Raw genomic sequence first — 25011 nt, forward strand, 5'->3', positions numbered from 1 at the left:
TACTGCAGGCTTGTAAACAATAACAATATCGTTCGTTATGAAAAAAATCAATATCGGTATTATTACGAGTTTAAGAAAGCAGTTGTTTGCCTATCGCATCCTCTTTTCTGAACATGTACAAAGTCCCGCAAGGGTTGTCCTGGAAGCAGCATCTCTTGAATCTATTAGCAGCAATTCTCTCATTCATGAAAAGCCTGAATTGCTGCTGCTCGATTATCGTTTGGTATTTAAAGATACCGCCCTTTTCTTTTCGCTTCTAAATAATCGCTATCCAAACCTGATCGTTATTGTTCTTGTGGATCAAACTCAGCTAAAAGAAGCGAAGCGATGTCAACGGTTTGTTGATGCCTATGTAGCCCCAAACATAGAGATTCTCCAGCTTTTTACACAGATTAGGAATCTAACAGTACGCGCTCCCTTCATGAACGCACATTAGTATAACAAGTGATGGCTTCGTCTTTTAATGAAATACCTGAGATAAGCGTATAAATAACGTGTACTTTGGGGTATTATCGAGAAAATTCCAATCGCAAAAATTTAATACGGTTTTAAATCCTTAGCTGATTATGTTGGCGCGACTCACACAGTGATTCTAACATGCTGATAATGAACAGTCATGACCAATATTAAGTATAAATTACATCTTCCGTAATATTTACCTAAAGATCGTTTCAGCGTTCCAACACGAAGCATTTTGACTAAAATCTGCACTGTTGTTGTTCTATAATTGCCGTAACATTTAGAAAATAACAACATGCAGCACATCGAGATAAACTCATTTTTTAAAGAAAAAAGAAGCCTACTCAAAAATTTCGCTTCGCAATTTACTTCAGATCCGGAGATTAAAAATGATCTTATACAGGACACCATGGTTAATGCATTAAAATCCATCGAAAAGCTTATACATAATCCTAAGGTGGGCTCATGGTTGTATGTGATTATGCGCAACATTTATATTAACCATTACAGAAAAACAAAACGTACTGAGAACTATCACCATGAGTATGCAGCTTTAGCCAGTGCGGATTCTGTTTCAACAAATTTAAGCAGCAGCAAATTTATCCAGGATGATATCCAAAAAGCATTGCGTCAGCTTTCCGAAGATAATTATGAAATTTTCAACATGTTCCTAGAAGGTTATAAATATCATGAAATCGCCGAATACATGCAGATGCCTGAAGGCACTATTAAAACACGCATTCATTTTATTCGAAAGACCATGCAAAAGCAGTTAGCAATATATCATTAATACACGGCATATATTAAATTATAAAAAAATAAAAATTAAAACTATTTACAAATAAATCTTGTTATTTAAACATTATCACTAAATAAATAAATATTATGATTTCAAACAAAACATTACTTGCTTCACTAGCTACCGCAGCGATTTTAGTTTCGTGTAATAATCAAACACCGCAGGAAAAGGCGGCTGAGAAGATGGAGCATGCGGAGGAAAAAGCAGCCGACGCCAATGAAGAGGCAATGAAAACTTCCGAAGATGCTGCGACGAAAGATGCAGAAGCTGTTGTTTATTCCGATAAAGCGGCGGCTAATGCAGCCATTGCTTCAGTGACAGCCCCTGTCCTTTCCAATGATAAAGCCAAGGAGCTTTATACAAAATTAGGTAAAACTTGGGTGGATCGCATCAATGCAGAGTCTGCAGATCAAGCGTTGGATAAAGAGAAATCACTGTTGGATATTAAAAACGAGATCGAAAAAAGTCTTGCTGATGGAAAAATATCTGCTTCGGATAAAGATAACATCATGAAATACCAATCGGATTGTTTAGCCGCTATTAAAGCTGCGCTCTAGAACATACGAGCAAAATAATCAATAAATCATAGGATATTTTGCGATTCACTTTCAAATCGTAAGATATCCTATTATTTTTGTCGTTATCCTTACGGCTCCATTGATTAAAGAAAGATGAAAATTATGAAAATCCATTCGACCAATTATTTTAACACATTGATTGAAGCTGCTGCAGATACCAAAGTAGTTAAGGGCACTATTCCACCATCAAAAAGCAATAAAACCGTTGCTGAACGACAATATGAATTAATCGCCTCTGCACCTTATCAGTATACATCTGACGATATTATTTTCCAAGTCTATGCGGAAAGAAGGGATCTAACGCCAGATGAGTATCCCGAAGCAAGAGCAGTTTTTTTCTCAAGAGGACAAGCTTGCCTGCGAGCTTCCCCCCTTACAAAAACCTATGGGTATGGGATTCATAGTAATAGTGAAGGCAGGATCGCTCTATATGGAATGGAAACAGCAATTTATCAGAAGTTTGTAGCGGATGATAATACAGCGAAAGTTAAAGCAATGAGGTCTACTAGGTAGCACTTGCACAATAAAATGGTGTTGAAAAAATTAACATTTCTCATGAGCAATCAATTGCTCCAAAAAAGAAATCTGCCGTTCGTTTATTTTCTTCCTAGCTTCCGCAAATGTAAACCAACCTCCGCGATCTACTTCTGGATAAGTTTGCATTTTTCCGGATTTCGGCGGCCATTCCATTTCAAAGGTATTGCTTACCAGATCAGCAGGATCTATATCTCCTTCAATTGCCCAGCACTTAACTATTTTTCCTCCTTTCTGTTGAATAGCTTGTAGCGCAATAAAATTTCCGCTGGGAAGATAGCCTGTCTCTTCAATAAATTCCCTTTTGGCTGCTTCAAGTTCATCTTCATACAAATCGATTTCTCCCTTAGGAATTGTCCAAGAGCCTTCATCTTTTTTCGTAAAATAGGGACCACCAGGATGTACTAAGAAAAAATAAATTTCTAGCGCCTCAAATTTATACAATAACAATCCAGCACTGGTATTTATCTTTTTAGCCATTGTTGCTGCTATTCCGTAACCGAATCCATGTAGGGGCATGATCGCTGCTCTTTTCCCAGCCGCGAACATGGCGATCAATACCGCCTTCAATCAAACGATTCTGAATTGAAGGGCTTAATAGGATATGATCTATACGCAAACCGGCATTTCGACTATAAGCCTGACGAAAGTAATCCCAGAACGTATACACCTGCTGATCCGAAAAAAGCTGACGAATCGCATCCTGCCAGCCCGCTTCAAGAAGTTGACTGAAAGCCTCTTTAACCTCCTTTCTGAACAATGCATCGTCGACATATTTTTCAGGTTTATAGGTATCCATTTCAGTTGGAATAATGTTAAAATCGCCGATGAGTATCGCTGGAATATCCATACTAAGCAACGTTTTGGCCCGCTTAGCTAAGCGCTCAATCCACGTCAATTTATACTCAAATTTGGGCCCGGGAAATGGGTTCCCATTGGGCAGATAAAGACAGCAAATCGCGACTTGCTGGATCATAACCTCCAAATAACGGCTTTGAACATCTTCGGCATCACCTGGAAGCACTCTAGAGATTTCTTCGATCTCATATTTAGAAAGAACCGCAACCCCATTCCAGCTTTTTTGACCGTGCCAAACGGCATGATATCCGATGGCATTAATTTGTTTCAGTGGAAAACGTTCCTGCGGAGATTTCAACTCCTGGAGGCATACAACATCAGGCGATTCTTCGGCCAACCAGCGAAGCAAGACTGGTAGACGCGCATTGATACCATTAATATTATAGGTAGCTATTTTCATGAACTCATTTTTAACTTAAATAAACAACCAAAGGAACCTCTTTATTGTTTGAAACTGCTAAGAAAAATTTAAGCGAGGAAAATTGAACATCTTTAGCAAAACAGCACTTATTTATGAAATTTGTATGGGATTAAATGACTATTTAAGTGATACGACTATAAATTCATTTCTCCAACGCTATAAATACGTATTTAACCTGTATTTTTCGGAAGTTCCTTAGCTACCCTACGCTATTTCTATTCAAAAACTACGGTTAAAGCTTCATAAACATCCTTTAGGTATAAATTTTGTTTCAATTACATCAAAAGAATTTACACTCAAATAGCGTACGGATATGGAAAATATTGAAAAGAAAGCAAAAAAAATAGGTTTGGAAAAAGGCTACTATTTATTGCTAATGGCCATTTTGGATCTTCCAGTTGAAGAAGTACAAAATACAGTAAAGGAGGGTTAAATCATATGAAAAAAATAGCAATCATCAGTACTTGTCCGCCTCAAGAATGTGGGTTAGCAACTTTTACGAAAGACCTTAAACAAGGTATGGAATTCGATCCTACTGTACAAATTGACATCATCGCTTTATCTAAACATGGATTAGAGGATTTTAATGAATCTGTACGCTTTGTCATCTTTCGGGATCGACTTGATAGTTATCATCAAGCAGCTCGTATCATCAATGAGGAATATGATTATTGTATTGTGCAACATGAATTTGGAATATTTGGTGGTGCCGACGGTATTTTCATCACACAAATCGCCAACAATCTTACTATACCATTATTAACCGTATTTCATACTATTCTGCAAACCCCTTCATTGCAGCAGAAAGAAATTATGGAATTACTTCTGGAAAAATCTCAGGTGGTTGTCAGCTTATCGCCAAAAGGAGTAGAATTGTTAAAGGAGCAATTTGATTCGGCTCTTACGGATAAAATTAAAGTTATACCGCATGGCGTGCCGCAGTTTGACTATAATCAGGGGTTAGCCAAGTACAGGTTGAATTTACAGCAAAACTTTGTGATGATGACTTTTGGTTTAATCGGAAGAAGTAAAGGGCTTGAATATGCCATAAAATCCCTGTCGGGTATCGATCTTCCTGGATTCAAATACTTGATTGTTGGAAAAACACACCCCAATGTGCTTGCCCATGAAGGTGAATCTTACCGATTCGAACTTCAAAATTTAGTTGATCAACTAGGTTTACAGGATAAAGTTGTTTTTATTGATAAATTCTTAACGGATGAAGAACTTAAAGAGTATCTGACGGCATGCGATATATACTTATCCCCATACCCTCACGAACAACAAATAAGCAGTGGAACCTTATCTTTTGCAGTAGGCGCGGGAGCTGCAGTTATCTCCACTCCTTACTGGCATGCCAAAGATCTATTGAAAGATGATCGTGGCATTCTCACTCCGTTTAACGACATAGAATCCATGCGTGGCAACATCAAATTATTGTATACCTCCCATCGACTACTCGCTTGGCATCGTTTCAAAGCACGCAGCTACGGAGAACAAACTGTATGGAAAAACGTAGCAAAAATGTATATCGAACTTCTAAATGGAGTAACAACACCGGTGAGATCTTTAATTGATTATGAAAAATACCTCTCTTTTGATTTGAAAAGAGAAGCATAAAGTTAAAGGGCTGTCCGAGGAGTCTAACTTTTCAGGGCAGTGATTAACGTGGACAGCCCTTCCTTTTTACTATTTTATGTACATCCCATCCAATTCAACAGCCTTTCGGATAATCAATTCTCAAACGGATTGGCTTGACTTTTTACTCACCCTATTTAGTCGTAATAGCCTATTTAAAGTTTCGAATGCCTTTATGGTATAAATGGCCTGCGCTTCTTCCATTTTGACGCTCGATTGAAGTTCAATTTTTTCGGTAGATATAATCTTGTCCTTTTCAGCAATTGAAATATAGGCGAACAATTTACCAGCTGATTCGGGCACGGCTGTTGCATATCCGGTTGTGGCAATAGCCCATGTTGTACCAAACAGGTTGCTTACTGCAAGTGCCATTTCTTCGGTAATTTTCGGAGATACGCAGTCGCATCTTTCGGCTTCCTTTGCATCTACCTTTAGTATTTTTATCTTAGCATTGATCGTATAGGTGGTCACTCCCCCAGCGAAAACTTCCATTGCTCCCTCCATCTGTGAACAGGCTAACTGCAACAATCCCGCTGTCACACTTTCAGCAACGGCAATACGATCTTTAGCATCTTTGAGATTTTGAGCGACTTCGCGCAGTAACAATTCTGGAAACTCTATTTTCATTATATATTAATATAAGGTCATCTACATATGAAGGCATTGCCTACGCTATCTTTATGCCACATGGTATATTTTAATCTCAGGATTATTGCTTATTAGTGGCTTTAGTGCAACGAGGATGATATTATTGTATAATTCTGTTGACAAAAAGGCCTCAGCATCTTCATAAGTATCAAAGCCATATAAGAGCTGTATATCCTCATCACTGAAGAGTAGCTCCTGTGTTTTCGCTCCTTTTATTTGTTCTCGAAATAAATCTTTGAACTTATTATATGTACTTGTCAATTCCCCCCTATTGGAAGAATTCATTTTTAACACAATTTGCAAATATGCTGTCGTCATTTGTTCCTTATTTTTATTGTCCATAATGGTTTAAATTTCCCTGACCCGGTACGAATGGATTGGAATTGCCCAATCCAAATGTCTCTAAAAACCAAACAGCTTCTAACCAAAGATCGTTTGTAATAAATTAATATTCCTTCGTTATCTAAGCTAACTTTAGCATAAACATTTTAGATGATATGCATGTTAAGTAAAAGGACGATCTTTGCATACTAACATTGAGATAAAATCTATCAGCACATGATATATTCAAAAATAGCGCTGTCAAATGTACTTTTCGTATTAATGGCACTCACTTGTACAGGACAGAGTTTTGATCGCCAACTGAGGAATCAAAAGGAAAAGACGCAAAAGGAATTTTTGAAGTTTATTACTGAAATAGGAAGTAAAATAACGGATTCGACCTTAACGACCGAACAGCAAAATGCACTATTTAACCCGATCGTTGCGTATGCTCATAAAGAACATACTGGCTTAACACGATTGCGCAAAAAATATTTTGAAAAAATACAGGCTCCACCAACAGCACTTAATGCATTTATTTTTGATAGCAAGCCTCCTGAGGAACTGTCAAAAATGTTGGAAACCCCACAATTCACGACAGTAACCTTGCTACAGTGTTATCGACCTATCGAAATAGCGCGACTTATCATTATGGGAATATCGATCTGGCCATGTCTAAAGTAGATAAATCCTCGCCTATCAATTTGATGCTTTCACACGATCCCTCCCATTGGCGCGCAGAGATCCTACCCAAATATCCCACAATCGACGTCACTTTCAGCGGGCATACGCATGGGGGACAATTCGGCTATAACAACCCGAATTATCAGTGGAGTCCGGTCAAATATGCTTACCGCGAATGGGCAGGCCTGTACCGTGAAAAGCATCAGGCACTGTACGTAAATGTTGGCTTCGGTTATCTAGATTATCCAAGCCGAGTTGGGATACTACCGGAGATCACTATATTTCACCTGAAGAGTAAAGGTTAAAGCAAATTAAATACTATCCCTGATGGATTTTTCACCCAGTACATATTTTCGGGTAACGCATTAAATTCATCACAGATTTCAACACAATTTCTAATCGAATTTCCTATCGGCTGGTCTGAAATACCAAGAAGTAGCAATTAGAATAATGTATAATAGTGCCGGAGCCATTAAAGCGAAAGAATCTCCCGATGCAATATGCGAATACAAGGCACCAGTAGCCGTAAAGAAAATACCCGCATATGCCCATTCTTTCCAAAGTGGTCTTTTGGGCCAAAGCAAGGCAACCACAGCTAATAGTTTCCAGATTCCTAGTAAAGGAAGTATATAACTCGGATATCCCAAATGGTCTATATTTTGTATCCCACCTGCTCCTTCTGTTTGAATTTTAAAAATCTGTATGATAGCAGTTGACAATAACCCTACAGCCAACCATATGGTTGCTATCCAATAAATTATCCGATTTCTTTTCATAATGCGTTGATTTATTTATTATCCTGTTAATTACTTTACATTCCTAGCCACCTCTCCTATCTTCAACACCCGGTATTATCCTTGCCACCCAAAATAAAGCAGCTCTTTTACTGACCGTTCTTTATTATGTAGCTATTTGACTACAAATATAAATGTAGTTATGTAACTACGCAATATTATTTTCATTTTTTTAAAGCGAGGCATTGAATACAACGGCTATCCTGCGATACCCCAATTAAACCTGCTAATTATTTTTTCATATATTTGAGTTAAGATCAATCCAACGTCACGTAGTAACAACAAAATAACCGTAGTTACTATTCATCGCTGCGGTGGGCCGGAAATTCTGGAAGGATGCCGTAACATTGTGGCTAAACAAGGAGGCTGCAAGGTAGGTGAAGCCGTCATCACAACTGCAGGCAAGCTAGCCGCTAAATATGTAATTCATACAGTTGGACCAGTGTGGAATGGTGTCATTACACCGTTTCTGATGGCCGATACAACACTTAAGCAGATCAAAATAGTATGTTTTGACGATGATAACTTTCTACTGATCAATCAAATAGTAATATAAACCTAACATAAAACTAAGACTACTCCGCTTCAAATTCCCATCTATATTCATAGGAAGGAACAGGCTTATCAATGTGTGGAAATTGCAGTTTTTTGAGTTCCCTTATATGTTCAAAATCTTTATTTAGAAGTAAATATATACCTGCGTTCTTACCTATTTCTCTTAATATTTCTGGGGTAATCTCTTTTTATCGACTGTTGGCAGATATGATCATTTTTACAAATTGCTTGCCCGATGAAGTTATATACGGATTTAGCGTATAGGGCCCCGGAATACCAGTATTTTCGTGAGATTGTCCTGCCAATACATCATTGATATAGATAGCATAGTCTACATTTTTTATTTCATGGTAGAGAAAGTATGATTTTACGACCGGGGCTATTCCGCTATGAGCAACCTCAGCAACCTCATCATTTTCCCTATCTCCACCGCCACTGTTAAACGACATAAACAACACAACACAGTACATAGCAATGACGATATTTTTTTTCATTTCGTATTTTCTCCTTATTTTTAAAACTGTCGCAATATTCCTTTGATAGCGATTCTAAGCCAATACGACCAACAAGTTAACAACCCAATTTAAGGCCTTAAAACAAGAAATTGCGGATGGCTATACAGCTTATTAAGATACAAATTAGTCGGAATAAAATGGGCTATACAGGTTATTTTTTTACAGGAGAAGTAAGAAAAGTGTAACCATATATCAACCTCTTGGCCGTATTTAAAAGAAAGAGAAACTTCCATCTTTTTAAAATTTCTTTATAAGTCACTATAATTCAGGATATTTGGAAAAATAAACACCCTACCAGTATCTGTTTAAAACATTGGTTATCCAATAGCTGGATAACCTTTTTTGTGCAAGAAGCTATCCTGAAGTTGCCCCACTCTCAATATAGCATGTCGAACAGTATGTAAACACAGCTTCACGATTGTTCGGCTGTCATCTATCTCGGTAAACTTTCGGGACGGCGCATACGATAAGAAGTCCCTGTGATGGCGTGCAAAAAGGCCTCAATATCTTTTATTTCATCTTTTGTCAGATTTAGGGGTTGCATCAATGGATCAGTTACAGGATAAACTGGATCTTTTGCTTTCTGCTCAGCAGTAGCGGAATTCATCTGCATACCACTATTGTACATATTCAACAGACCGGTCATATTCCAAAACAATCCGTTGTGCATCCACGGATCGGTATTCATCACGTCACGTAGGGATGGTGTACGGAAACGTCCTACATCAGCAGGATCCTTTGTAATCTCGTATCGTCCCAGGTCCTGATATTTCCGTTTGTAATAGGTGAGACCAATATTGTGATACAGATCATCGGTAAAAAATTGACCATTATGACAATTCATACAGCGCGCTTTGGTGCGAAATAAATGAAGACCGCGCACTTCCTGATCAGACAACACTTTATAATTGCCATCTAAAAACTCGTCAAAACGGCTTCTTCTACTTGTTAATGTCCGTTGAAAAGCACTCAAGGCTTTCAGTACCTCCGGCATCGAATAATCGGTTTCCCCGAAAGCATCCACAAACAATTTGTTGTATCCGGGGATGGCCTTTAGCTTGGGAATCAGTTTTGTCAATTCCATATCCATTTCATGATGAGCTTCAATAGGACCCAACGCTTGTTCCTCCAATGAGCCAGCACGACCGTCCCAAAACAATTCCTTGCGTGCATACACATTGAGCAAAGATGGCGTATTACGCGTGCCTTCAAGATGATCATTACCAACTGGTACGGTAAGCTTGTCAGCCCAGGAAGTCTGGGGGTTGTGGCAGCTACTACAGGATATCTGATTGCTTCCCGATAGAATGGGGTCAAAAAAAAGATATTTCCCCAACTTCACATCAGGCTTTTCCATTAAAGAAAAATAACCGGTATCGATCTTGGGTAGAGACTTAAATTCATTCCAATGAGCCCCTACATCAATTGTTGGTTTTGGCCATTCGCTCACCGGCCGTCGATAATAAAGCTGTATCTCATCATCAAAGGCTTGCTGTTGATCTTTCATAGAAAGCAAACCCACAAAACCAACAATAGTGGCCAATACACAAAACTGCTTTTTCATTCTCTCTTAATTATGCTTATAAACAAGTACGATAACTATTTTAAAATATATAAGAAACCCCCAATTTACCCAGAAACCAATTTTTACCCGGTACACTTGACAACGTATAGTCTATCGGCACCAAATTACCCCTACACTGATAATCCATCTGGAGCTGTATGCTCCAATTGTTCTTTGCATGATGCGTGCCCCATACCCAGGACATATTCCAGCTATTACTTGGAGCGGTGTCGTAAAGATAATCTTGATACAGTATCTGCTTCCCAAAATCCCCTGTATTCAACTCAGATACGTAGAGATTATGGCTTGGTGACCATTGTTTAGTATAGGCGATTGTTCCTATTATATCGGCCGACTGGCCGAGCCGGAATGTTCGATTCAGTCCCAGTCCCAGTTTAACTTGATCAAATTCCATTTGGTTACCACTAACACCATCTTTTTTCTCGGTCTTATACATACCAGCATGGCCTTCAAACAAATACTGATGTACGGCTAATTGAGTTTTAAACGAAATTTCATGCCGACGATAGGTGTAGTTATTTGCTAGATAACTATAATTAAAATCCTGTCCATTTTCAATTTGTCCCTGCAGCGCTACTCTTAGCAATCGCTTACGATGCATCTGCCGGCTCCATAAAAAATCGATTGATCCGATATCTTTTTTATAATCATTTAAGGACAAATAGGTCTGTTTTGAGTTATCATTTCGTCTGAATGATTGTTCTTCATTTAGATAGCGACTATTAAAATAGATCTTATTCCTATCATTGGGTTTCAGCAAGATATGCGCGCCGACGCCTTTACGGTGAATAATATCGTTGTAATTGATCTCTTTTAGTCGCTCACTCGCACTTCCAAAACCGTTCATCATCCAATTGACATACAATGGGTCTTCTGTATTGGTTGTATACTTGTCATTTTTATAGCCCACGTTGACCCGTTCAGAACCATATCCCCAAATACCAGCAATATGATAAGAAAATGTTGGCAGATTGTGACCAACACTCAATTCAAACTGCAGGTTCATATCTTTGATATCGCCTCTGGGATCATTATTGGAGTAGTGAGAGCCTAATCGATAATCGATGCCCAGGGAAATCGGGAGCTTAGCATCGAAGAATGCTCTTTGGATTCCCGCATCGAGCTTATAGGTCTCTCGACTGTATTTATTTTTTCGCAACGAACCAAAATACAATGGCGCATCGACATTCCATCGTGACTGATGGCGCAAAGCAGTACTGTCTTCTGCGGAGCGGTCATATGAAAATCTTCCCCAAAAGCTAGTTTTGCGCCAATCGGTCTTCCCTTCCGTATACAATTGGGATTGAATGAGCCCATCAGTTCCTTGCGCCGCCTTAAAGTCCCCTTGCCCCCTGCTGTGCCGAATACCAAATAGAGAAGATCTATTTTTGATTTCCTCAGGAATCCATACCCTATTTCGTATGGCCATATCATGCATTACTACAAATGATGGCTGATACCAATAGGTCAAAGCTGCTGTTGAATCTAAAGAATTAGACGTACTCTGCCCGAAGACAGCGTGGTGGGCTAAGAAAGCCCCCCAAAATAACATGATGTATCTCACACTTTTCATTCAGGTATTTTTTATAAAATACCAGCTTTCCAACGAAAAAGCTGGTATTGGGAATAACCGTTTTTCATTAATCACCAAATCCAAATGGATTTGCTTTTATCGCGATAAAATCTTCTGTGGAATTATTTGTATCTTTTAATTTACGAACTCCATTGTTCGTTTTTTCGGTTTTGCGAATTACAGATTGCGATGAATAGCCACCTAATGGTGCGAAAGTAAAACCTGCATCCTGTGACGCCGTCAATTTTTTAGGAATTCTCGCGTCCTTGGTGTTTGGCTGTACTTCTACGGCATCCATAATCCAACCGACAGGTAACTGTCTGTATTTTTTTGCGGTGGAAGTCGGAACACTGATGGACGGTTCCGCATAGCTCTTCAAATTCTCCACATCTGAACGATTCGCGTACTTAAAAATAACATAAGCATCCCGCCCTAAATTATCCAATATCCAGTCATTCCCCGTATAATCCAATATCTCCACATTGGGAACAGCCGGATTGTCAATATCTGTTGCAAAAGGAGTTTTGCCAGGGATATCTCCAAAATAAACCTCAAAATTAGCTTTACTCAGATCTACTGTAAGATCCGGATTCTTGATGGCTACTTCTTTTCCATTATTACCAACAAACGGTGCTTTATGGTTTAGCGCATTTTGCGCAATTACAATGCTTTTACCAGGTTCCACTGGATAGGTCTTTCCATTGCCAGGAATCATAAATAAATCTCTTAAGTAAACATAGTCTGTATTTTCTGATTCGTAGCCGCCCATTCCTGAAGATTTACTCCAATCCAATTGGCCATTGGATTGATAGTAATCGGATTGACTGGTCGGAGATTGCCTTCCCCATAACCGGCCAAAGTAAAGACTATCGGCATATAAAACACGTTCTGTATTATTGTAAACTTCAAAAAACTGATCCCTGAATACCGCTCCTTCTTTATTATCAGAACCTGCATAGTAAATCTGCTTGATGACAAAGTCGCCCAATAGACCTGCAACCAATTCCATATCCAAAGTCGTAGAACTGGTTAAACTGATTTTTTTCAGCGAAGCATTGAATGTCACGTCTTCAATACTTGATTCTCCTGTCAAACTGTTGTATTGCGCTTTGGGTATCGTAATAGAAGCATCAATATCATATTCACCCGGTATAATAGAAGTCAGGTTGACCACACCTTGGGACGAAGAATATGTAGCACTGGTTTTTGTTGCCAGATTGGTTATCTTAACAATAACCTTGCTTAAGTCCAACTTGGTATTAAAATTTTCAGAAGCATATTTTAAATTCAGCTTAATATCCAGCGGTTGTACACCGGATGTATTATCTTTTTTACAGGAGATAAAAGGTAAAAAGAGAAAAGGAATTAAGTAACGAGTTTTCATTGTGTTTAGTTTTTATGTTAAAATTTATAAGTCAGTTGGGCGCCATAGTTGGGAGATGAATTTGGGGCTTGCACTGAAGAAGCTCCTTCCCTATAAAAGCGCGGTTGGTAATCCAGAAAATTATAGACGTTAAATGACAGGTAAATATTCTTGCCTATTTCCTTGGCCATATTGAGACCAAAGTTCCAGTAGATGTAGTTGTTTTCAATATTTACCAAGTCAGCTTCATTTTTCCTTGCTGTGTATAATTCGAGATGCTTCGGATTGTATATATCAAATTGATCAATGATATGATACGTATAATCACGTGTATAATATCCTACAGGAATAATATCTCGGTAATTAGATTTATTGTAGTTTAATAATTCACAGTCTGCACTCAGTTCAATAATCAAACGCAAAGCGGGAAAATGAGTTGAACTTCGTAACTGCGCTCGACTTAAATAGTTCTTGGTAGATTTGGACGGAAAAAATCCAAGGATAACGTCATCTAACGCTGCCTTTTCGGCATTAAAATTCAAACGGCTCAGCGCACTGGAACTAGAATTGGCTAGGGTAAATGCGGCAGTAGCGGAGAAAGTTGTCATAATCTGTTGAATTCTAGGTGTAGAATACATGACTTCCGCACCAATATTGGACGATTTATTACTATTGGCAAAGTACAGATTGGACATTAAATAGCTTCTCGTCCCCGTCTGTTCAACTATTGGTTTACCCCCGGGCACCTCAGTAGCCGAATAGGTAGGCAAGTCAATGAGTTGATCAGCCGTAACCGTGTTGATTCCGCGCGTATTTTTTTTATAGAAAAGATTCGTACGTAGCTGATGCCCATTCTTATGCCATGAAAACGATGATTCCAGCGTTTGCCCTACACTACTTTTGAGATTGCTATTATCTTTTTCATAACGCCGCAAGTAAATCAATGCCATACTTTCGTCAACCTTACCATTATAAGAGTTGAGCAATATAATTTCATCAAAAGTAGGCCCGGGATATAGTTGTGCTAATCCAGGAGATTTGAAGGATATGCCGTATGCTAGCCCAATCTGAGTTGATTTAGAAAGTGAATAATTGATGTTGGTTCTTGGAGAGATGGAAGAGTGACCATTCATAAGATCCCAGCGAACGCCCGCCCGCATGCTAAGATCCCTTCCCCATACTTTTGTCCGCATAGCATCCTCAGCATACAAGCCCAGGTTTTGCAAAGCGTTTGTTAATGAAAAATCATAATACCTATCCGATCTCGCTCCAAGATCCTTTTTGGGAATAGAAGGATCTGCAATTCGCCCCTTTCCACGGTTGATGTCATAACTATAGTTACTTCCAAAGTTTATTTTGTGGATAATATCGCCGGTAATTGCGATGGCATTTCCTTCCAATCGGGCATTTAAATTCAATGGTCTATTATCCACATGATCTAGCGCAGTATACTGACCAGGTGCATATTGTCCTTCTACAATTCCAGTTTGCACAGAATCGGTATAAAGCACGACTGCACCATTATAGTAATACTCCCGATAGGTTTTCTGCAGTGTTGAACTTATTCCTGCATTGAGACTAATGCTTTTAAGGAATTTATGGTCCAATTTGTAACTGGTTCGGCTAGCAGCATTCCAACCCCGGCCGCCAAAAGAAATGGCATTCGAGAGTGGGTCATCTGGATCTTTTCGGACCTGATCAATAACTTTATTGTAAGAGCCTGAGAAGGTTTGTTTCAGACGCTTATCTGCGCCAAAATAGTTTGTCCATATCAAAGTTCCGTTTACGCGGTCGTATTGTTTCAGCTTATCTCTATTGTCTGCGTAAGACTGCACATAACCTAAATCCACATTAATTGTCCCAAGCTTTTTTCCGAGCTGCATTCCCTTAGACAGACCATATGAAGTTGCATTGCTCCGCACTTGAAGCCTAAAAAAAGCCGGAGTCTTGCCAGCCTGCCTTTCGATAATAACGGCACCATTTGATAAATCGCCATAGCGTGCCGGTGCTACGCCAGAAATAACTTCCAAATGTTCGATATTTTCTATCGGAATCTGACGCAGATCCAGACCGCTAAACACATTTTCTCCAGAATAGAATTTTCCCGTTGTCGGTCGACCGGTTAAACCATAATCTGAAGGTCTAATTGCATTCGTTGCGGAAGACATGCCAAATATTCCAGCGTTCCGCCCTTGCATATTACCATTGTTACCCAAAACCATGTCATCCATTATGATAGCGACACCAAAGGAGTTATTCAGTTCATTCGCGTCTCGCGATCGTCCTGTAGTCTCACTAAAAGCACCTCTCAGCGTCAGATTTTGCATCTCCTGCACAGAAGGGGCTGTATTCTTCCGGTTTGGCAATCGGTTCAGCAGATCGTTTAAACTTAGCGCCGGATAACGTTCAATCATTTCGCGATCAAATACGAGTGATGAGTTGCTCAACTCCCCTCTCTTCGCCTGTACCCCAACTTCTTCAAGAGCAAGACTCATATCTTGCAACAAAAAATTTTCAATCTTTTGCATCGAATCTAACAGGACTGTCCTTTCAACCTTTTTCTTACCAATGTAGGAAACCGATAGCGTAACAAGTTTGCCATACTGCTCTTTAGGGATGGTTAAACGATATTCACCACGCCCATCGCTCATACTGGAGAATCCTAACTGATCCAAAATAACGGTACTTCCCAATAGGACTTTCTTATTACCATCAGTGATCTTTCCCCGGATGTATATCGACTGTGCATGCGCAACTGCAATTGTGTAAAATAAAATAAAACTACTCCAATAGAGCTTTTTCATAAGTGAGAATAAAAGCGCACAAAAAGGCACATCTATTTAAAATGATTCTAAACAGATGCAAATGTAACGTATTTTAACACAGAATTTCAAATTATTTTTAATAATTCTAAATAAACTACTGCATAAAAAATTAAATATGAACTAGAAAGACGCAAAAAACAGAATACTGATACCGGTAATTTTTACTTCGAAATTGTGCGTAATGCTTTTCGAATAATGTAGTGTGTTTCCTTGGTATTACTTTCTTCTTCCCAACGATGACAAAGTGCTCTAACAAAACCAGGTTGGCTTTTGCTTGCGTCATTCAGCCAATTTGCGACGCTATCCCGAACATATTTTGAAGGATCGGATTTTAGCGGTTCTAAAATAGGCAAGGCTAGACTTGTTTCCTGCTTCAACCGATCGATGTGCTTACACCATACGCCCCTCGGTCGGGTTGACTCCGTAGCAAAACGCCTCACATTTTCATCCTTCTCCATCGCCCATAGGCTCAGATAGGTAATGCTCCTGTCCAAATCAAAAGCTATCCTATTACGGATGGCCATCCAGCTGATTTCTCGTACACCAAAATGTGTATCTGCAGCAAAAGGACGTATTGATGAAAGCAGTTCCTCAATTTCAAGCTGTTTATCATTTCCAATCGCGTAGGTCGCCCAGCAACGCACGAGATCTGCAGGATGATTGAATAATATTGTCAGGAAGGTATTATCACGATTTTGTGTGATCATGTCGAACAGCGCACGTCCGATCGTTTCATTGATGGAATTTACCGTCGGTTTCTGTAACTGCTCCAAAAGCAACAAGATTGGCTTTAAGTAGTGAATGCGCGCATTCTGCTGAAGAATGTGCGCAAGTAAAAGCCGTTGGTCAACAGCTAGCCACTCTACAAGATTTGCAGTTTCAATCTCACCGCGGTTCAGACTGGCTAGGCAGTCTATTGAAATATCAGCTGTCCGCCTTACCCCTTTACGTTGTACTTTGCTCATAGCTGTATGATTAACGCATCAATATTAGTCTTAGCTCGGGATTACAGTAAGGACACCAGTTGCCGCGGAAAAAGGCCACGCTAACCGTTCCATTCTCCAGAAGTTTTCCGAGCTCAATTTTGCTATGCAGCGAATTCATCAAACTAAAATTCGGGACCTTGTCCCCTATCTGCAGGCTCTTTTCGATTAGATCGCCAGACTGAAGATCCTGAATGGATCTGCCAAATATTTCCTTTATTTCAAGACGAAGATTAGCTAAATTCGCATTTAATTTAGCAATTTTGTGTTCTAAATTTTTCATGATGCTGTACGTTATTTCTGCAAAGTTTTAAAAGTAAATGCACAATCACAATACCGCATATTATTATCCCTATGGGGCAAAAAAGTCAATTTTATGAGTATAACAGAGAAAGCAATAAAACAAAAAATATGTCCATTGGAATTTGCCGTCAATGCGATTAGCGGGAAATGGAAAATTCCGATTGTCTGGCGTATCAATGAAGGGGAAAAACGCCCAAGTGAAATGCTTCGTGGTATTGCAACAGTTGATAGACGGGTGCTAAACCAACAATTGGCCGAAATGGTCAATGATGGTATTTTAAGTAAACAATCTTTCCATGAGCTTCCTCCCAGAGTGGAGTATTCATTGACACCCTTAGGGAAAAGTTTAGTGGAAGTACTCTGGAAATTAAATGCCTGGGGAGAACTTTTATTGGAAAATTCCAATAAAAATTAGCACAAAGGGGCAGATTCGAGCCACACACCGATGCGCTATTTGTACGAAATGCGTTCGCCCCAGCTATGACAGCTATTTACGAAAACTGCAAAACACAAAATGCTGTTTCGTGTCGAAGGGTGTTATATGGTCAATAGTCATACATTCAATTTTCCTAAAACATGTCTGGAATAAATCGCTTATTGATTGTGCTGAATACTGTTTAATAGTAATGCCACTACATTTCTTTGGCCCCTGTTCAGAAAAAGTTCCAACGACTAAAATACCTCCCACCGCAATTGATTGATCTGCGATTTTGATGTAACGATCAATCTCCTGGCGAACAGTCAAAAAATGAAAGGTGGCCCGATCATGCCAAAAATCATAAGTTGCGTCGGGAACGAAATCCAAGATATCCGAAACAATCCATTTGACTTTAGTCGCCTCATCCCCTAATCGCTTCTTCGCTCGTTCAATTGCAGCGTTGGATATATCCAATACAGTAATATCTTCAAATCCTGCTTTCAGCAAGAAATCAACCAGGAAACTGTCACCACCACCTATATCGATGATTTTCGCCTTTTTTGGAAGGTTAGCTTGCTCTACAAAATGTAGCGATGCTTCTGGATTGGGCTGGTACCAGCTCACTGATTCCAGCGGCTTGTTTTCGTATATGTCTTCCCAATGCTTCTTTCGATTAAAATTTTCCATCTGTCTATTGTCCTGGTAAAATTTGATGATTGATATCTAATGCCCTAAGGTTTAGGGCAAAATTTTTAGCTCCTTAAAGACTTTCCGCGTATCTCTTTGCGGCAGCGCGAGAAATCAGGACGATTGAACTTGCGGTCCTGAATAAGCCGCGTTGCAAAGAAATAAATCTTTTCTTTTTGCTCAACATAACCTATCCACCATCCGGTATTGATCTGATTGGCCATAGTCCATCCGTTTTAGACCAAACTGTACCCGCAATCCTGTCTATTCGAAAATATCCATATTTTCATCATAAATAGGGCTTTTCATATCCAGAAATTTCAACACACTGTGAAATACGTGATTTTGGGTCAACGTTTTATTTGGTTTCAACTGTTTTGAATGATCAGAAACCCAAACAATAAAGGGAATCTCGTATTGCTCTTTTGGTGCAATGCTCATCGGCAATCCGTGCATATAAAGGTTATTTTCACCCAGCGATTCGCCATGGTCCGAGACGAACAACATGGCACTATTATATTCCTTCAATTGTTTTAGATCCTCAATCAGATTATGTAAAATATAATCTGTATAAACAACGGTGTTATCATAAGCATTGATCAACTCTTCTTTAGAACAGTTCCCGAGTTCAACACTATTGCATACAGGTTTAAACAGCTCGAATTGAGCGGGATATTTTTTGCTATATGTTGGCCCATGGCTTGTACTTGTGTGGAGCACAACAAAAATTTTATCTTTTTTACTGGAGGATATTCGCTCCTTTAGACCTGTTAAAAGTACCTCATCGTAAGCACATCCTTCACCCTTACAATTTGTGGCAAGTTGATCATTTGTTTCATATTCTTTAATATGTACAGGTGGTTCCCCCCAATTACTTGTTCGCCAGATCACATCGACATCATTTCTATAGAGATAGTTCGGCAGGATTTCGTACAAATCATCTGTATTTTTATGCTCCAATATACATTTTACTCCTGCTGTCGTATAGGTGGAGCAAGAAGTTGCGTCAAAATGATAAAGATTGGGTGTTTTGGAAAGTAGCGGATTTGTATTCTTTTGATAGCCATATAAGGAAAAGTTATCCCTTCGAGCAGATTCACCAATAACAAGGACAACCACTGTCTTTTTGTGGTCAGTTATCTTCGCATCTGGCAATAAAATCTCTTTTTTATTTTTTTGATGTTCGTGAATGTAAAAACGCGAAATATTGACGGTATAAGACCACGGCATGGCAAGTGCGCCCAAAGTCTTCGAATTCTTGTCGATCCATAACCAATTAGTCGCATTGGCGAATATTAAAATAACGATAAATAATAGCGAAAGTGACGAAGTGATAAAGAACTTCTTTGGTTTATCCTTTATTATTTTTGCTTTAATAATGAAGATACTGGGAATAATACCGAGAAAAACGAGATAAACGATCAATTTCAGGGAAAAGAAACCGCTGGACTCGGAATAACGGGTATTCAAGATATTGCCGATCATGGTTTCATCCAAAATAACGCTATAGGTATTTACAAAATAAACGGCTACTGAATTGATAAGAAAGAACAACACAAGTATCGATTTCCCGAAGCGACGCGAGGCTGAAAAAAATAGATAAAGTACAAAAGCATTCATTACCAGCATCAAAACCATTAGACTGCCGATGAGAACAATGCCCCCAAAGCTTTTATAATCAACATTTTTAAAAACAAAAGTATAAAATGGAAAATGGAAGAATATAAAATTCAACACACTCATGAAAAGGACAAAATGAACTAGTTTTAAGCTATTTTTTAGCATAAACGGTAATGGTTTTATAAAGTGTACTAATTAAGCAGATAAATGTAAAATAAAATATTAGCAAATTATCATTAATTATTCTATTGACCAATACTATACTGAAAACGAGGAATAATAAAATGAAAATTGGATAATACCGTTGGTCGTTGACCCAATTCCATATTTTAAATTCCCTGCTAAAAAAAATTCCGAGCAGTCCCGAAACATATCCTATAATACAGCCACTAACTACATCTAATGGATAATGTGCTCCCAACGCGACGCGAGATAAAGCAAGCATTAACCCAATACATGTTAAACAAATAAACCACATTATTTTATAACTCAATCGTTGCGGCATAAAAGCATACATGATAACGGTCAGCGTTGTAAATATCGTAATGGAATGGCCCGAAGGCAAGCTATTGTTACCAAGAAGCATCTTACCAGTAATCAAAAAACTCGTTTGATTAAACACCGCTGCAGGTCGAGGCACAGCAAATGCCACTTTTAAAACAATGGAAAAAAAAGCTGAAATTAGCGATGCTGATATCAATGCTTCCCATAATTTAGGCGCATATAATACAAAAACACTCAATAGTGACAGGCTAATTAAACAATCTCCAAACTGTGTAAAATTAGACTCAAGATTTGGATATTGTCCGAGGTAAGCATTTATTGTGAAAAAGCTATTCTTCTGAATGACCGTATAGCCATATACATTCAATGCATGATTAAAATAGAGAAATAGAATGAGCAGAACTAATAGAAGTATAGGTAGAAAGAACAAGGGTTTTCTAAGCCTAGCATAATTATGGATTATCGTCGAATTCATATTCATCGTCTACTCGTCTTTTAATCGAGTAAAGAACGGTTCGAATTCTGTAGAAATTTAGAATTTTAAGCTTGAACATATTTTGTTTAATCTATTGGATCACTTTGCCGTTAGGTCAGGAACGTTCTATATATTGATAAATGCCAAGTCTGTCCATATGCATGGCATATTTTGACGGGTGCGTTTTTTCCATTTGCCGGTATCTGTCGCTTGATATTTTTATTACGGATGTTGCCATGGACTGCGATACCCTCTCTGCAATAATTGAGTTGCTTCAGGGTCATTAATACATATTTTTTGCGTAGGATCATAAATCAGGGGCCGATTCAACTGCATCGACAAATTGGCTAATATGCAACTTGCGGTGGAGATATAGCCTTCTTCAATATCGGCTACAGGTAGGTGATTATTTTCAATTGCTGATAAAAGATCGAGCATGTGTCGTCGCGTTGCCGGAGCTGTATGCAGTTCTATTCGATGCTCTTCCAGATCTTTAGGAAACGTCTCTTTTTCTAAGATAACATCCTTTCGGATAGTCTCACCTTCTCCGATGGGAATGAACTCATATTTCATCACACTTCCCTTTAAAGTACCTTTGTCACCGTATATAACAAATGCCCAAGGATATTCAGGGTCTGTTGCTGCTCCCCATGTCCTATGCTGCCAGACACAGTTAAGATCTTCGTATTCAAATAGAGCGGTCTGCGTATCTGCAATCGTCGATTTGCCTTCTTTTTGGACATAAATACCACCTTTGGCACTCACGCTTTTGGGCCATTTAAGTTGCAAAAGCCAACGTACCGTATCAAACATATGCATTCCCATATCGGCGGTTATCCCATTTCCATAAGCCATAAAGGTTCGCCACCAGCTGCCATGCGGTAAACCATCATAAGCTCGTAAAGGTGCCGGTCCTGTCCATAACTCATAATCTAAGAACTCTGGAACTTGTTGTGTAGGCGGGTTACCATTTTTCCGCATATGATAGTAGCAGCACATCTCCACATGCGAAACCTTACCAAGCAGGCCGCTATCGACCACACGCTTCTTAGCGTCGATGAGATGCGCCGTACTCCGCCGTTGGGTCCCTACCTGCACTTTCCGGTTATATTTTCTAGCCGCGCGCCATATGGCATCGCCCTCAAGTACATCCACACTGATGGGTTTCTGCAAATAAAGGTGAGCCCCCGCACGCATCGCGTCTATAGCCTGTCTTGCATGCCAGTGATCCGGTGTGCCAATAAGGATAAGATCGAATTTATGGTTAGCGAGCATCTCCCTATAATCTCTATAAAGCTTTGGAACCTTTTTTGAAACCTGGCGCTCAGCAGTTAATCGCCCCGCCTCCTGCAAATGGTTGTCGTCAACATCACATATGGCGATAACATCAACATCCCGAACCTGCATTAAACGGAACAAATCACTCTTCCCATACCAACCCGCACCGATCAATCCGACCCGAAAATTTTTAATCGCATCTTTAAACGACAGACCTTTAACTTGCAAAGCGGATAAAGTTAAGACTGCTCCCGCTCCTTGAATAAATTTTCTCCGATTTAGATTGAACATAGACACAATTTGCTGGTTTATTACCTAATATAAGAAAAATAAGCAATAAACAATAAAATATTGCATCAACAAGCGCAGCTATAGAGCGGATAATCTGGGAAATTACGGAAAGAAAGGCTCGGAAGATATAGATATTTAACGACTATTAGCAGTCGGGGAATGGATTAAATCGGTTTGATGGACTGAGTCCCGGCTTTGATTAAAGGTTCCGGGACTGTGCCAATTTTCTTATAGACTAAAACTATTCAAAAAACTCTCTAATTCTTCAATTGCTACATTATTTGCTGAAGAGACAGTTGCAAATCGATTTGATTCGAGATATTGAATGCTAGTCAAACCATCGTTTTCAAACATGCTCCAGTCAAAAGACGCCAGCCAACCTTTGTAAGGCTTAACCTGCATTTTGGTTCCTAGGTCTTCAATTGATTTTAGGTCGATATAGTTCATCAAATTTAACTTTACCTGATCCGAACCTGGACCGGCTCCGTCGGTAACCATCAAATAAATATTTTGCTCTCCCTTCACATAGTTTGCCGTTGCGTAAGATCCTGACTCCGCATCCTCGAAAGCCGTCACCTCTGTGAGCTTAAATCCATTGATTTCCGGTTTGAACTTTGCCTTAAAATCAGCCGAACTGATAGGCTTCATCTTTCTCAGCGCTGTTGCTAATTGTTCAACCTTCAATGAGTCTGAATTTACCTGCACATATTCAATGTGTTGAACAGCTAATTGCTCTCCGGCAAATACAGCCTTTGAATTGGCCATGCTCGCTAGGGCCGCACATACCATACTAATTCCTAAATAAGGATACTTCATATTATTATTTCTCTAATCTTTCTCCCCTATAAACAAAAAGCACACCACTCTTTCAGATAACCTTCACTATTTCTTCAAAAATAGTGTAAATTCACGTTTACCAAACAGTTAGAAAATGAAAAGAGAAACCATATACCTAAAAGTAATATTATTTTACGTGGCTTCGCTGGTGTTGTTTGCTTTCGCTGCCGCTGTGACCAAACAGACAGCGTTGTGTTGCAAAGGGTAGCGAACATCAGTCTGAAAACATTGCGTTTATTGCCTATACAATTGTAATGCTTTTGGGTATTCTCATCGTCTATAGACTATCAAAAAAAACATCGTTTCAAACGAACAATAGGAACCAGATCCATTAATTCCACAATCGATGCACAAGACATCGGCAAAAGCCTTTTCAAACATATCATTTCCTTATTCATATCGACGCCTTGTAGACACGAAGCTACAACAACCAGACTTACTGCAAGTTCTAAAAATAAAGGCACGGCTTTTGTAAACTACTAAGTAAAAAAAAGTATTATGAGAAGAACGCTTTACACCACATCTGTTATTATATTACTCGTCTTATGTGTGATTATACTAATGACCACATGTTCAAAAATTGCCTAATTTATATCCAGTTTGGGCAAAATTGCAAAACCAGTGATAACGACGAGTTCATCGCTGAAAACAGCATCTAAAAAATAGATTCTTAGGCCCTCCTCATGGCTTTCATCAAGTAGCTAAATTTCGCTTTATTGATCAGGAAAGAACGCGATCCAGACAGATTGTACAAAATTTCGTTATTCCCGGACGTATAATTACAAAAAAGCCCTAGAGCGGGGAACTCTAGGGTCTTAGCCATATATTAACCTATTTTATGAAAAGTATTTGTATCAATAACGTCTTAGTTTCCTATTTATTTTGTAAAACATAGAAATTTCTTAAATTTTCTTTTTTCGTACAAAGATTCAATTCCTATCACTTGCCTTGTAATTATTCCTATAGCTGTCTTTTACCAGTTCATATCAATTACCTTACAGCGGTTGTGCTAAACCAATCAATAATCCCTCTACTCCCCTTAGATAACAGAGACGATACGCATTTTCATATTGTACCACCTCCCCGACCAGCACAGCTCCATGATTGTCAATGAGTCGCCGCAGCACATCATCGATATCTTCAACGGTAAACATTGCCCGCAAATAGCCCAAGGCATTGACCGGAGCGTTTCTATGATCTGCAATTATCGCTGGATCAATAAATCTTGAAAGCTCCAATCGGCTATGCCCATCTGGTGTCACCATCATGGCGATCTCCACATGCTGAGCACCGAGACCTGTTATTCGACCTGACCATTCCCCTTTAATCTGTGCCCTTCCCTCCAAATGTAAACCAAGTTCTGAAAAAAACGAAATCGCGTTGTCCAACGACTCCACCACGATACCCATATTATCCATTCGAAGTAACTTACTCTTTTCCATAATACATCATTTATAAGGACTTA

At 39.1% G+C, this 25011-nt stretch carries 26 protein-coding genes and 2 pseudogenes; 9 read left to right on the top strand and 19 right to left on the bottom strand.

Annotated features, from left to right (window positions below; genetic code table 11):
- Positions 1-37: 37 nt before the first annotated feature.
- The 4 genes from B2O97_RS13860 (at position 38) to B2O97_RS13875 (ending at position 2349) form a co-directional block, all read left to right on the top strand.
- Positions 38-436, top strand: coding sequence for a hypothetical protein (locus B2O97_RS13860; protein WP_070560788.1), 399 nt, complete (start codon positions 38-40; stop codon positions 434-436).
- A gap of 318 nt (positions 437-754) precedes the next feature.
- Positions 755-1249: an RNA polymerase sigma factor gene (locus tag B2O97_RS13865; protein ID WP_046676284.1), complete on the top strand. Its 495-nt coding sequence runs from the start codon at positions 755-757 to the stop codon at positions 1247-1249.
- Positions 1250-1344: 95 nt separating this feature from the next.
- Positions 1345-1815, top strand: coding sequence for a hypothetical protein (locus B2O97_RS13870; protein ID WP_046676283.1), 471 nt, complete (start codon positions 1345-1347; stop codon positions 1813-1815).
- Between the two features lie 114 nt (positions 1816-1929).
- Positions 1930-2349 (top strand): DUF6157 family protein, encoded by a 420-nt coding sequence (locus tag B2O97_RS13875; RefSeq protein ID WP_286709591.1) that lies wholly within the window; start codon positions 1930-1932, stop codon positions 2347-2349.
- 30 nt (positions 2350-2379) lie between these two features.
- Here B2O97_RS13875 and B2O97_RS13880 read toward each other — a convergent pair whose 3' ends face one another.
- Together B2O97_RS13880 and xth are read right to left on the bottom strand one after the other, a co-directional pair.
- A complete protein-coding gene (locus B2O97_RS13880; protein ID WP_070560792.1) occupies positions 2380-2850 on the bottom strand; it encodes an NUDIX domain-containing protein in 471 nt (156 codons plus the stop codon).
- Complete coding sequence (gene xth / locus B2O97_RS13885; protein WP_286767574.1) at positions 2843-3628, bottom strand: exodeoxyribonuclease III; 786 nt, start codon at positions 3626-3628, stop codon at positions 2843-2845. Before xth ends, B2O97_RS13880 begins: the two co-directional genes overlap by 8 nt.
- A 459-nt stretch (positions 3629-4087) precedes the next feature.
- Between xth and B2O97_RS13890 the strand changes: the two genes are divergently transcribed.
- The gene (locus B2O97_RS13890) at positions 4088-5269 is read left to right on the top strand and encodes a glycosyltransferase (protein WP_115048573.1); all 1182 of its coding nucleotides are present in this window, start codon (positions 4088-4090) and stop codon (positions 5267-5269) included.
- Positions 5270-5389: 120 nt separating this feature from the next.
- Here the strand turns inward: B2O97_RS13890 and B2O97_RS13895 are convergent, their stop codons facing one another.
- Complete coding sequence (locus tag B2O97_RS13895) at positions 5390-5914, bottom strand: CinA family protein (protein ID WP_083295736.1); 525 nt, start codon at positions 5912-5914, stop codon at positions 5390-5392.
- Between the two features lie 51 nt (positions 5915-5965).
- A complete protein-coding gene (locus B2O97_RS13900) occupies positions 5966-6277 on the bottom strand; it encodes a hypothetical protein (protein ID WP_053003998.1) in 312 nt (103 codons plus the stop codon).
- Between the two features lie 216 nt (positions 6278-6493).
- Between B2O97_RS13900 and B2O97_RS13905 the strand changes: the two genes are divergently transcribed.
- Both B2O97_RS13905 and B2O97_RS13910 read left to right on the top strand, forming a co-directional pair.
- The gene (locus B2O97_RS13905) at positions 6494-6940 is read left to right on the top strand and encodes a hypothetical protein (RefSeq protein ID WP_070560798.1); all 447 of its coding nucleotides are present in this window, start codon (positions 6494-6496) and stop codon (positions 6938-6940) included.
- Positions 6907-7245: pseudogene (locus tag B2O97_RS13910) on the top strand (metallophosphoesterase); the annotation flags it as partial. The gene B2O97_RS13905 and the pseudogene B2O97_RS13910, both read left to right, overlap by 34 nt.
- A gap of 90 nt (positions 7246-7335) precedes the next feature.
- Here B2O97_RS13910 and B2O97_RS13915 read toward each other — a convergent pair.
- The gene (locus tag B2O97_RS13915) at positions 7336-7716 is read right to left on the bottom strand and encodes a DoxX family protein (RefSeq protein ID WP_236560186.1); all 381 of its coding nucleotides are present in this window, start codon (positions 7714-7716) and stop codon (positions 7336-7338) included.
- 319 nt (positions 7717-8035) lie between these two features.
- Between B2O97_RS13915 and B2O97_RS13920 the strand changes: the two genes are divergently transcribed.
- Positions 8036-8290, top strand: a complete 255-nt coding sequence (locus B2O97_RS13920; RefSeq protein WP_286709593.1) for a macro domain-containing protein — start codon at positions 8036-8038, stop codon at positions 8288-8290.
- A 187-nt stretch (positions 8291-8477) separates the two neighbouring features.
- On the opposite strand, the gene B2O97_RS13925 is transcribed toward B2O97_RS13920, so the two are convergent.
- The 7 genes from B2O97_RS13925 to B2O97_RS13955 all read right to left on the bottom strand — a co-directional run bounded on the left by B2O97_RS13925 (position 8478) and on the right by B2O97_RS13955 (position 17416).
- The gene (locus B2O97_RS13925; protein ID WP_286767575.1) at positions 8478-8783 is read right to left on the bottom strand and encodes a hypothetical protein; all 306 of its coding nucleotides are present in this window, start codon (positions 8781-8783) and stop codon (positions 8478-8480) included.
- A 454-nt stretch (positions 8784-9237) separates the two neighbouring features.
- The gene (locus B2O97_RS13930; RefSeq protein WP_286767576.1) at positions 9238-10368 is read right to left on the bottom strand and encodes a cytochrome-c peroxidase; all 1131 of its coding nucleotides are present in this window, start codon (positions 10366-10368) and stop codon (positions 9238-9240) included.
- Between the two features lie 40 nt (positions 10369-10408).
- The gene (locus tag B2O97_RS13935) at positions 10409-11962 is read right to left on the bottom strand and encodes a DUF6850 family outer membrane beta-barrel protein (RefSeq protein ID WP_139144859.1); all 1554 of its coding nucleotides are present in this window, start codon (positions 11960-11962) and stop codon (positions 10409-10411) included.
- Positions 11963-12029: 67 nt separating this feature from the next.
- Positions 12030-13346: a DUF4876 domain-containing protein gene (locus B2O97_RS13940; protein ID WP_070560810.1), complete on the bottom strand. Its 1317-nt coding sequence runs from the start codon at positions 13344-13346 to the stop codon at positions 12030-12032.
- A 17-nt stretch (positions 13347-13363) separates the two neighbouring features.
- Positions 13364-16129, bottom strand: coding sequence for a TonB-dependent receptor (locus tag B2O97_RS13945; protein ID WP_286767577.1), 2766 nt, complete (start codon positions 16127-16129; stop codon positions 13364-13366).
- Between the two features lie 182 nt (positions 16130-16311).
- Positions 16312-17115, bottom strand: a complete 804-nt coding sequence (locus tag B2O97_RS13950) for a DNA alkylation repair protein (protein WP_286767578.1) — start codon at positions 17113-17115, stop codon at positions 16312-16314.
- 10 nt (positions 17116-17125) lie between these two features.
- Complete coding sequence (locus tag B2O97_RS13955; protein ID WP_070560814.1) at positions 17126-17416, bottom strand: redoxin family protein; 291 nt, start codon at positions 17414-17416, stop codon at positions 17126-17128.
- 93 nt (positions 17417-17509) lie between these two features.
- Between B2O97_RS13955 and B2O97_RS13960 the strand changes: the two genes are divergently transcribed.
- Positions 17510-17851, top strand: coding sequence for a winged helix-turn-helix transcriptional regulator (locus B2O97_RS13960; RefSeq protein ID WP_070560815.1), 342 nt, complete (start codon positions 17510-17512; stop codon positions 17849-17851).
- A gap of 72 nt (positions 17852-17923) precedes the next feature.
- Here the strand turns inward: B2O97_RS13960 and B2O97_RS13965 are convergent, their stop codons facing one another.
- The 7 genes and pseudogenes from B2O97_RS13965 to B2O97_RS13995 form a co-directional block, all read right to left on the bottom strand.
- A complete protein-coding gene (locus B2O97_RS13965; RefSeq protein WP_070560817.1) occupies positions 17924-18541 on the bottom strand; it encodes a class I SAM-dependent methyltransferase in 618 nt (205 codons plus the stop codon).
- Positions 18542-18592: 51 nt separating this feature from the next.
- Positions 18593-18774 (bottom strand): annotated as a pseudogene (locus tag B2O97_RS13970) (class D beta-lactamase); the annotation flags it as partial.
- Between the two features lie 31 nt (positions 18775-18805).
- Complete coding sequence (gene eptA / locus B2O97_RS13975) at positions 18806-20326, bottom strand: phosphoethanolamine--lipid A transferase EptA (protein WP_159332925.1); 1521 nt, start codon at positions 20324-20326, stop codon at positions 18806-18808.
- The gene (locus B2O97_RS13980; RefSeq protein ID WP_286767579.1) at positions 20313-21140 is read right to left on the bottom strand and encodes a phosphatase PAP2 family protein; all 828 of its coding nucleotides are present in this window, start codon (positions 21138-21140) and stop codon (positions 20313-20315) included. Before B2O97_RS13980 ends, eptA begins: the two co-directional genes overlap by 14 nt.
- Positions 21141-21362: 222 nt before the next feature.
- Positions 21363-22709 carry a Gfo/Idh/MocA family protein gene (locus B2O97_RS13985; protein WP_286767580.1) on the bottom strand — a complete coding sequence of 449 codons (1347 nt, stop codon included), beginning with the start codon at positions 22707-22709 and terminating at the stop codon, positions 21363-21365.
- 228 nt (positions 22710-22937) lie between these two features.
- Entirely contained in the window at positions 22938-23525 is a 588-nt protein-coding gene (locus tag B2O97_RS13990) for a hypothetical protein (protein ID WP_070560823.1), read from the bottom strand.
- Positions 23526-24541: 1016 nt separating this feature from the next.
- On the bottom strand, positions 24542-24988 hold the full coding sequence (locus B2O97_RS13995; RefSeq protein WP_115048550.1) for a VOC family protein: 447 nt from the start codon (positions 24986-24988) through the stop codon (positions 24542-24544).
- Positions 24989-25011 lie beyond the last annotated feature (23 nt).

The sequence above is a fragment of the Sphingobacterium sp. UBA865 genome, assembly GCF_002295765.1.
GTDB lineage: Bacteria > Bacteroidota > Bacteroidia > Sphingobacteriales > Sphingobacteriaceae > Sphingobacterium > Sphingobacterium multivorum.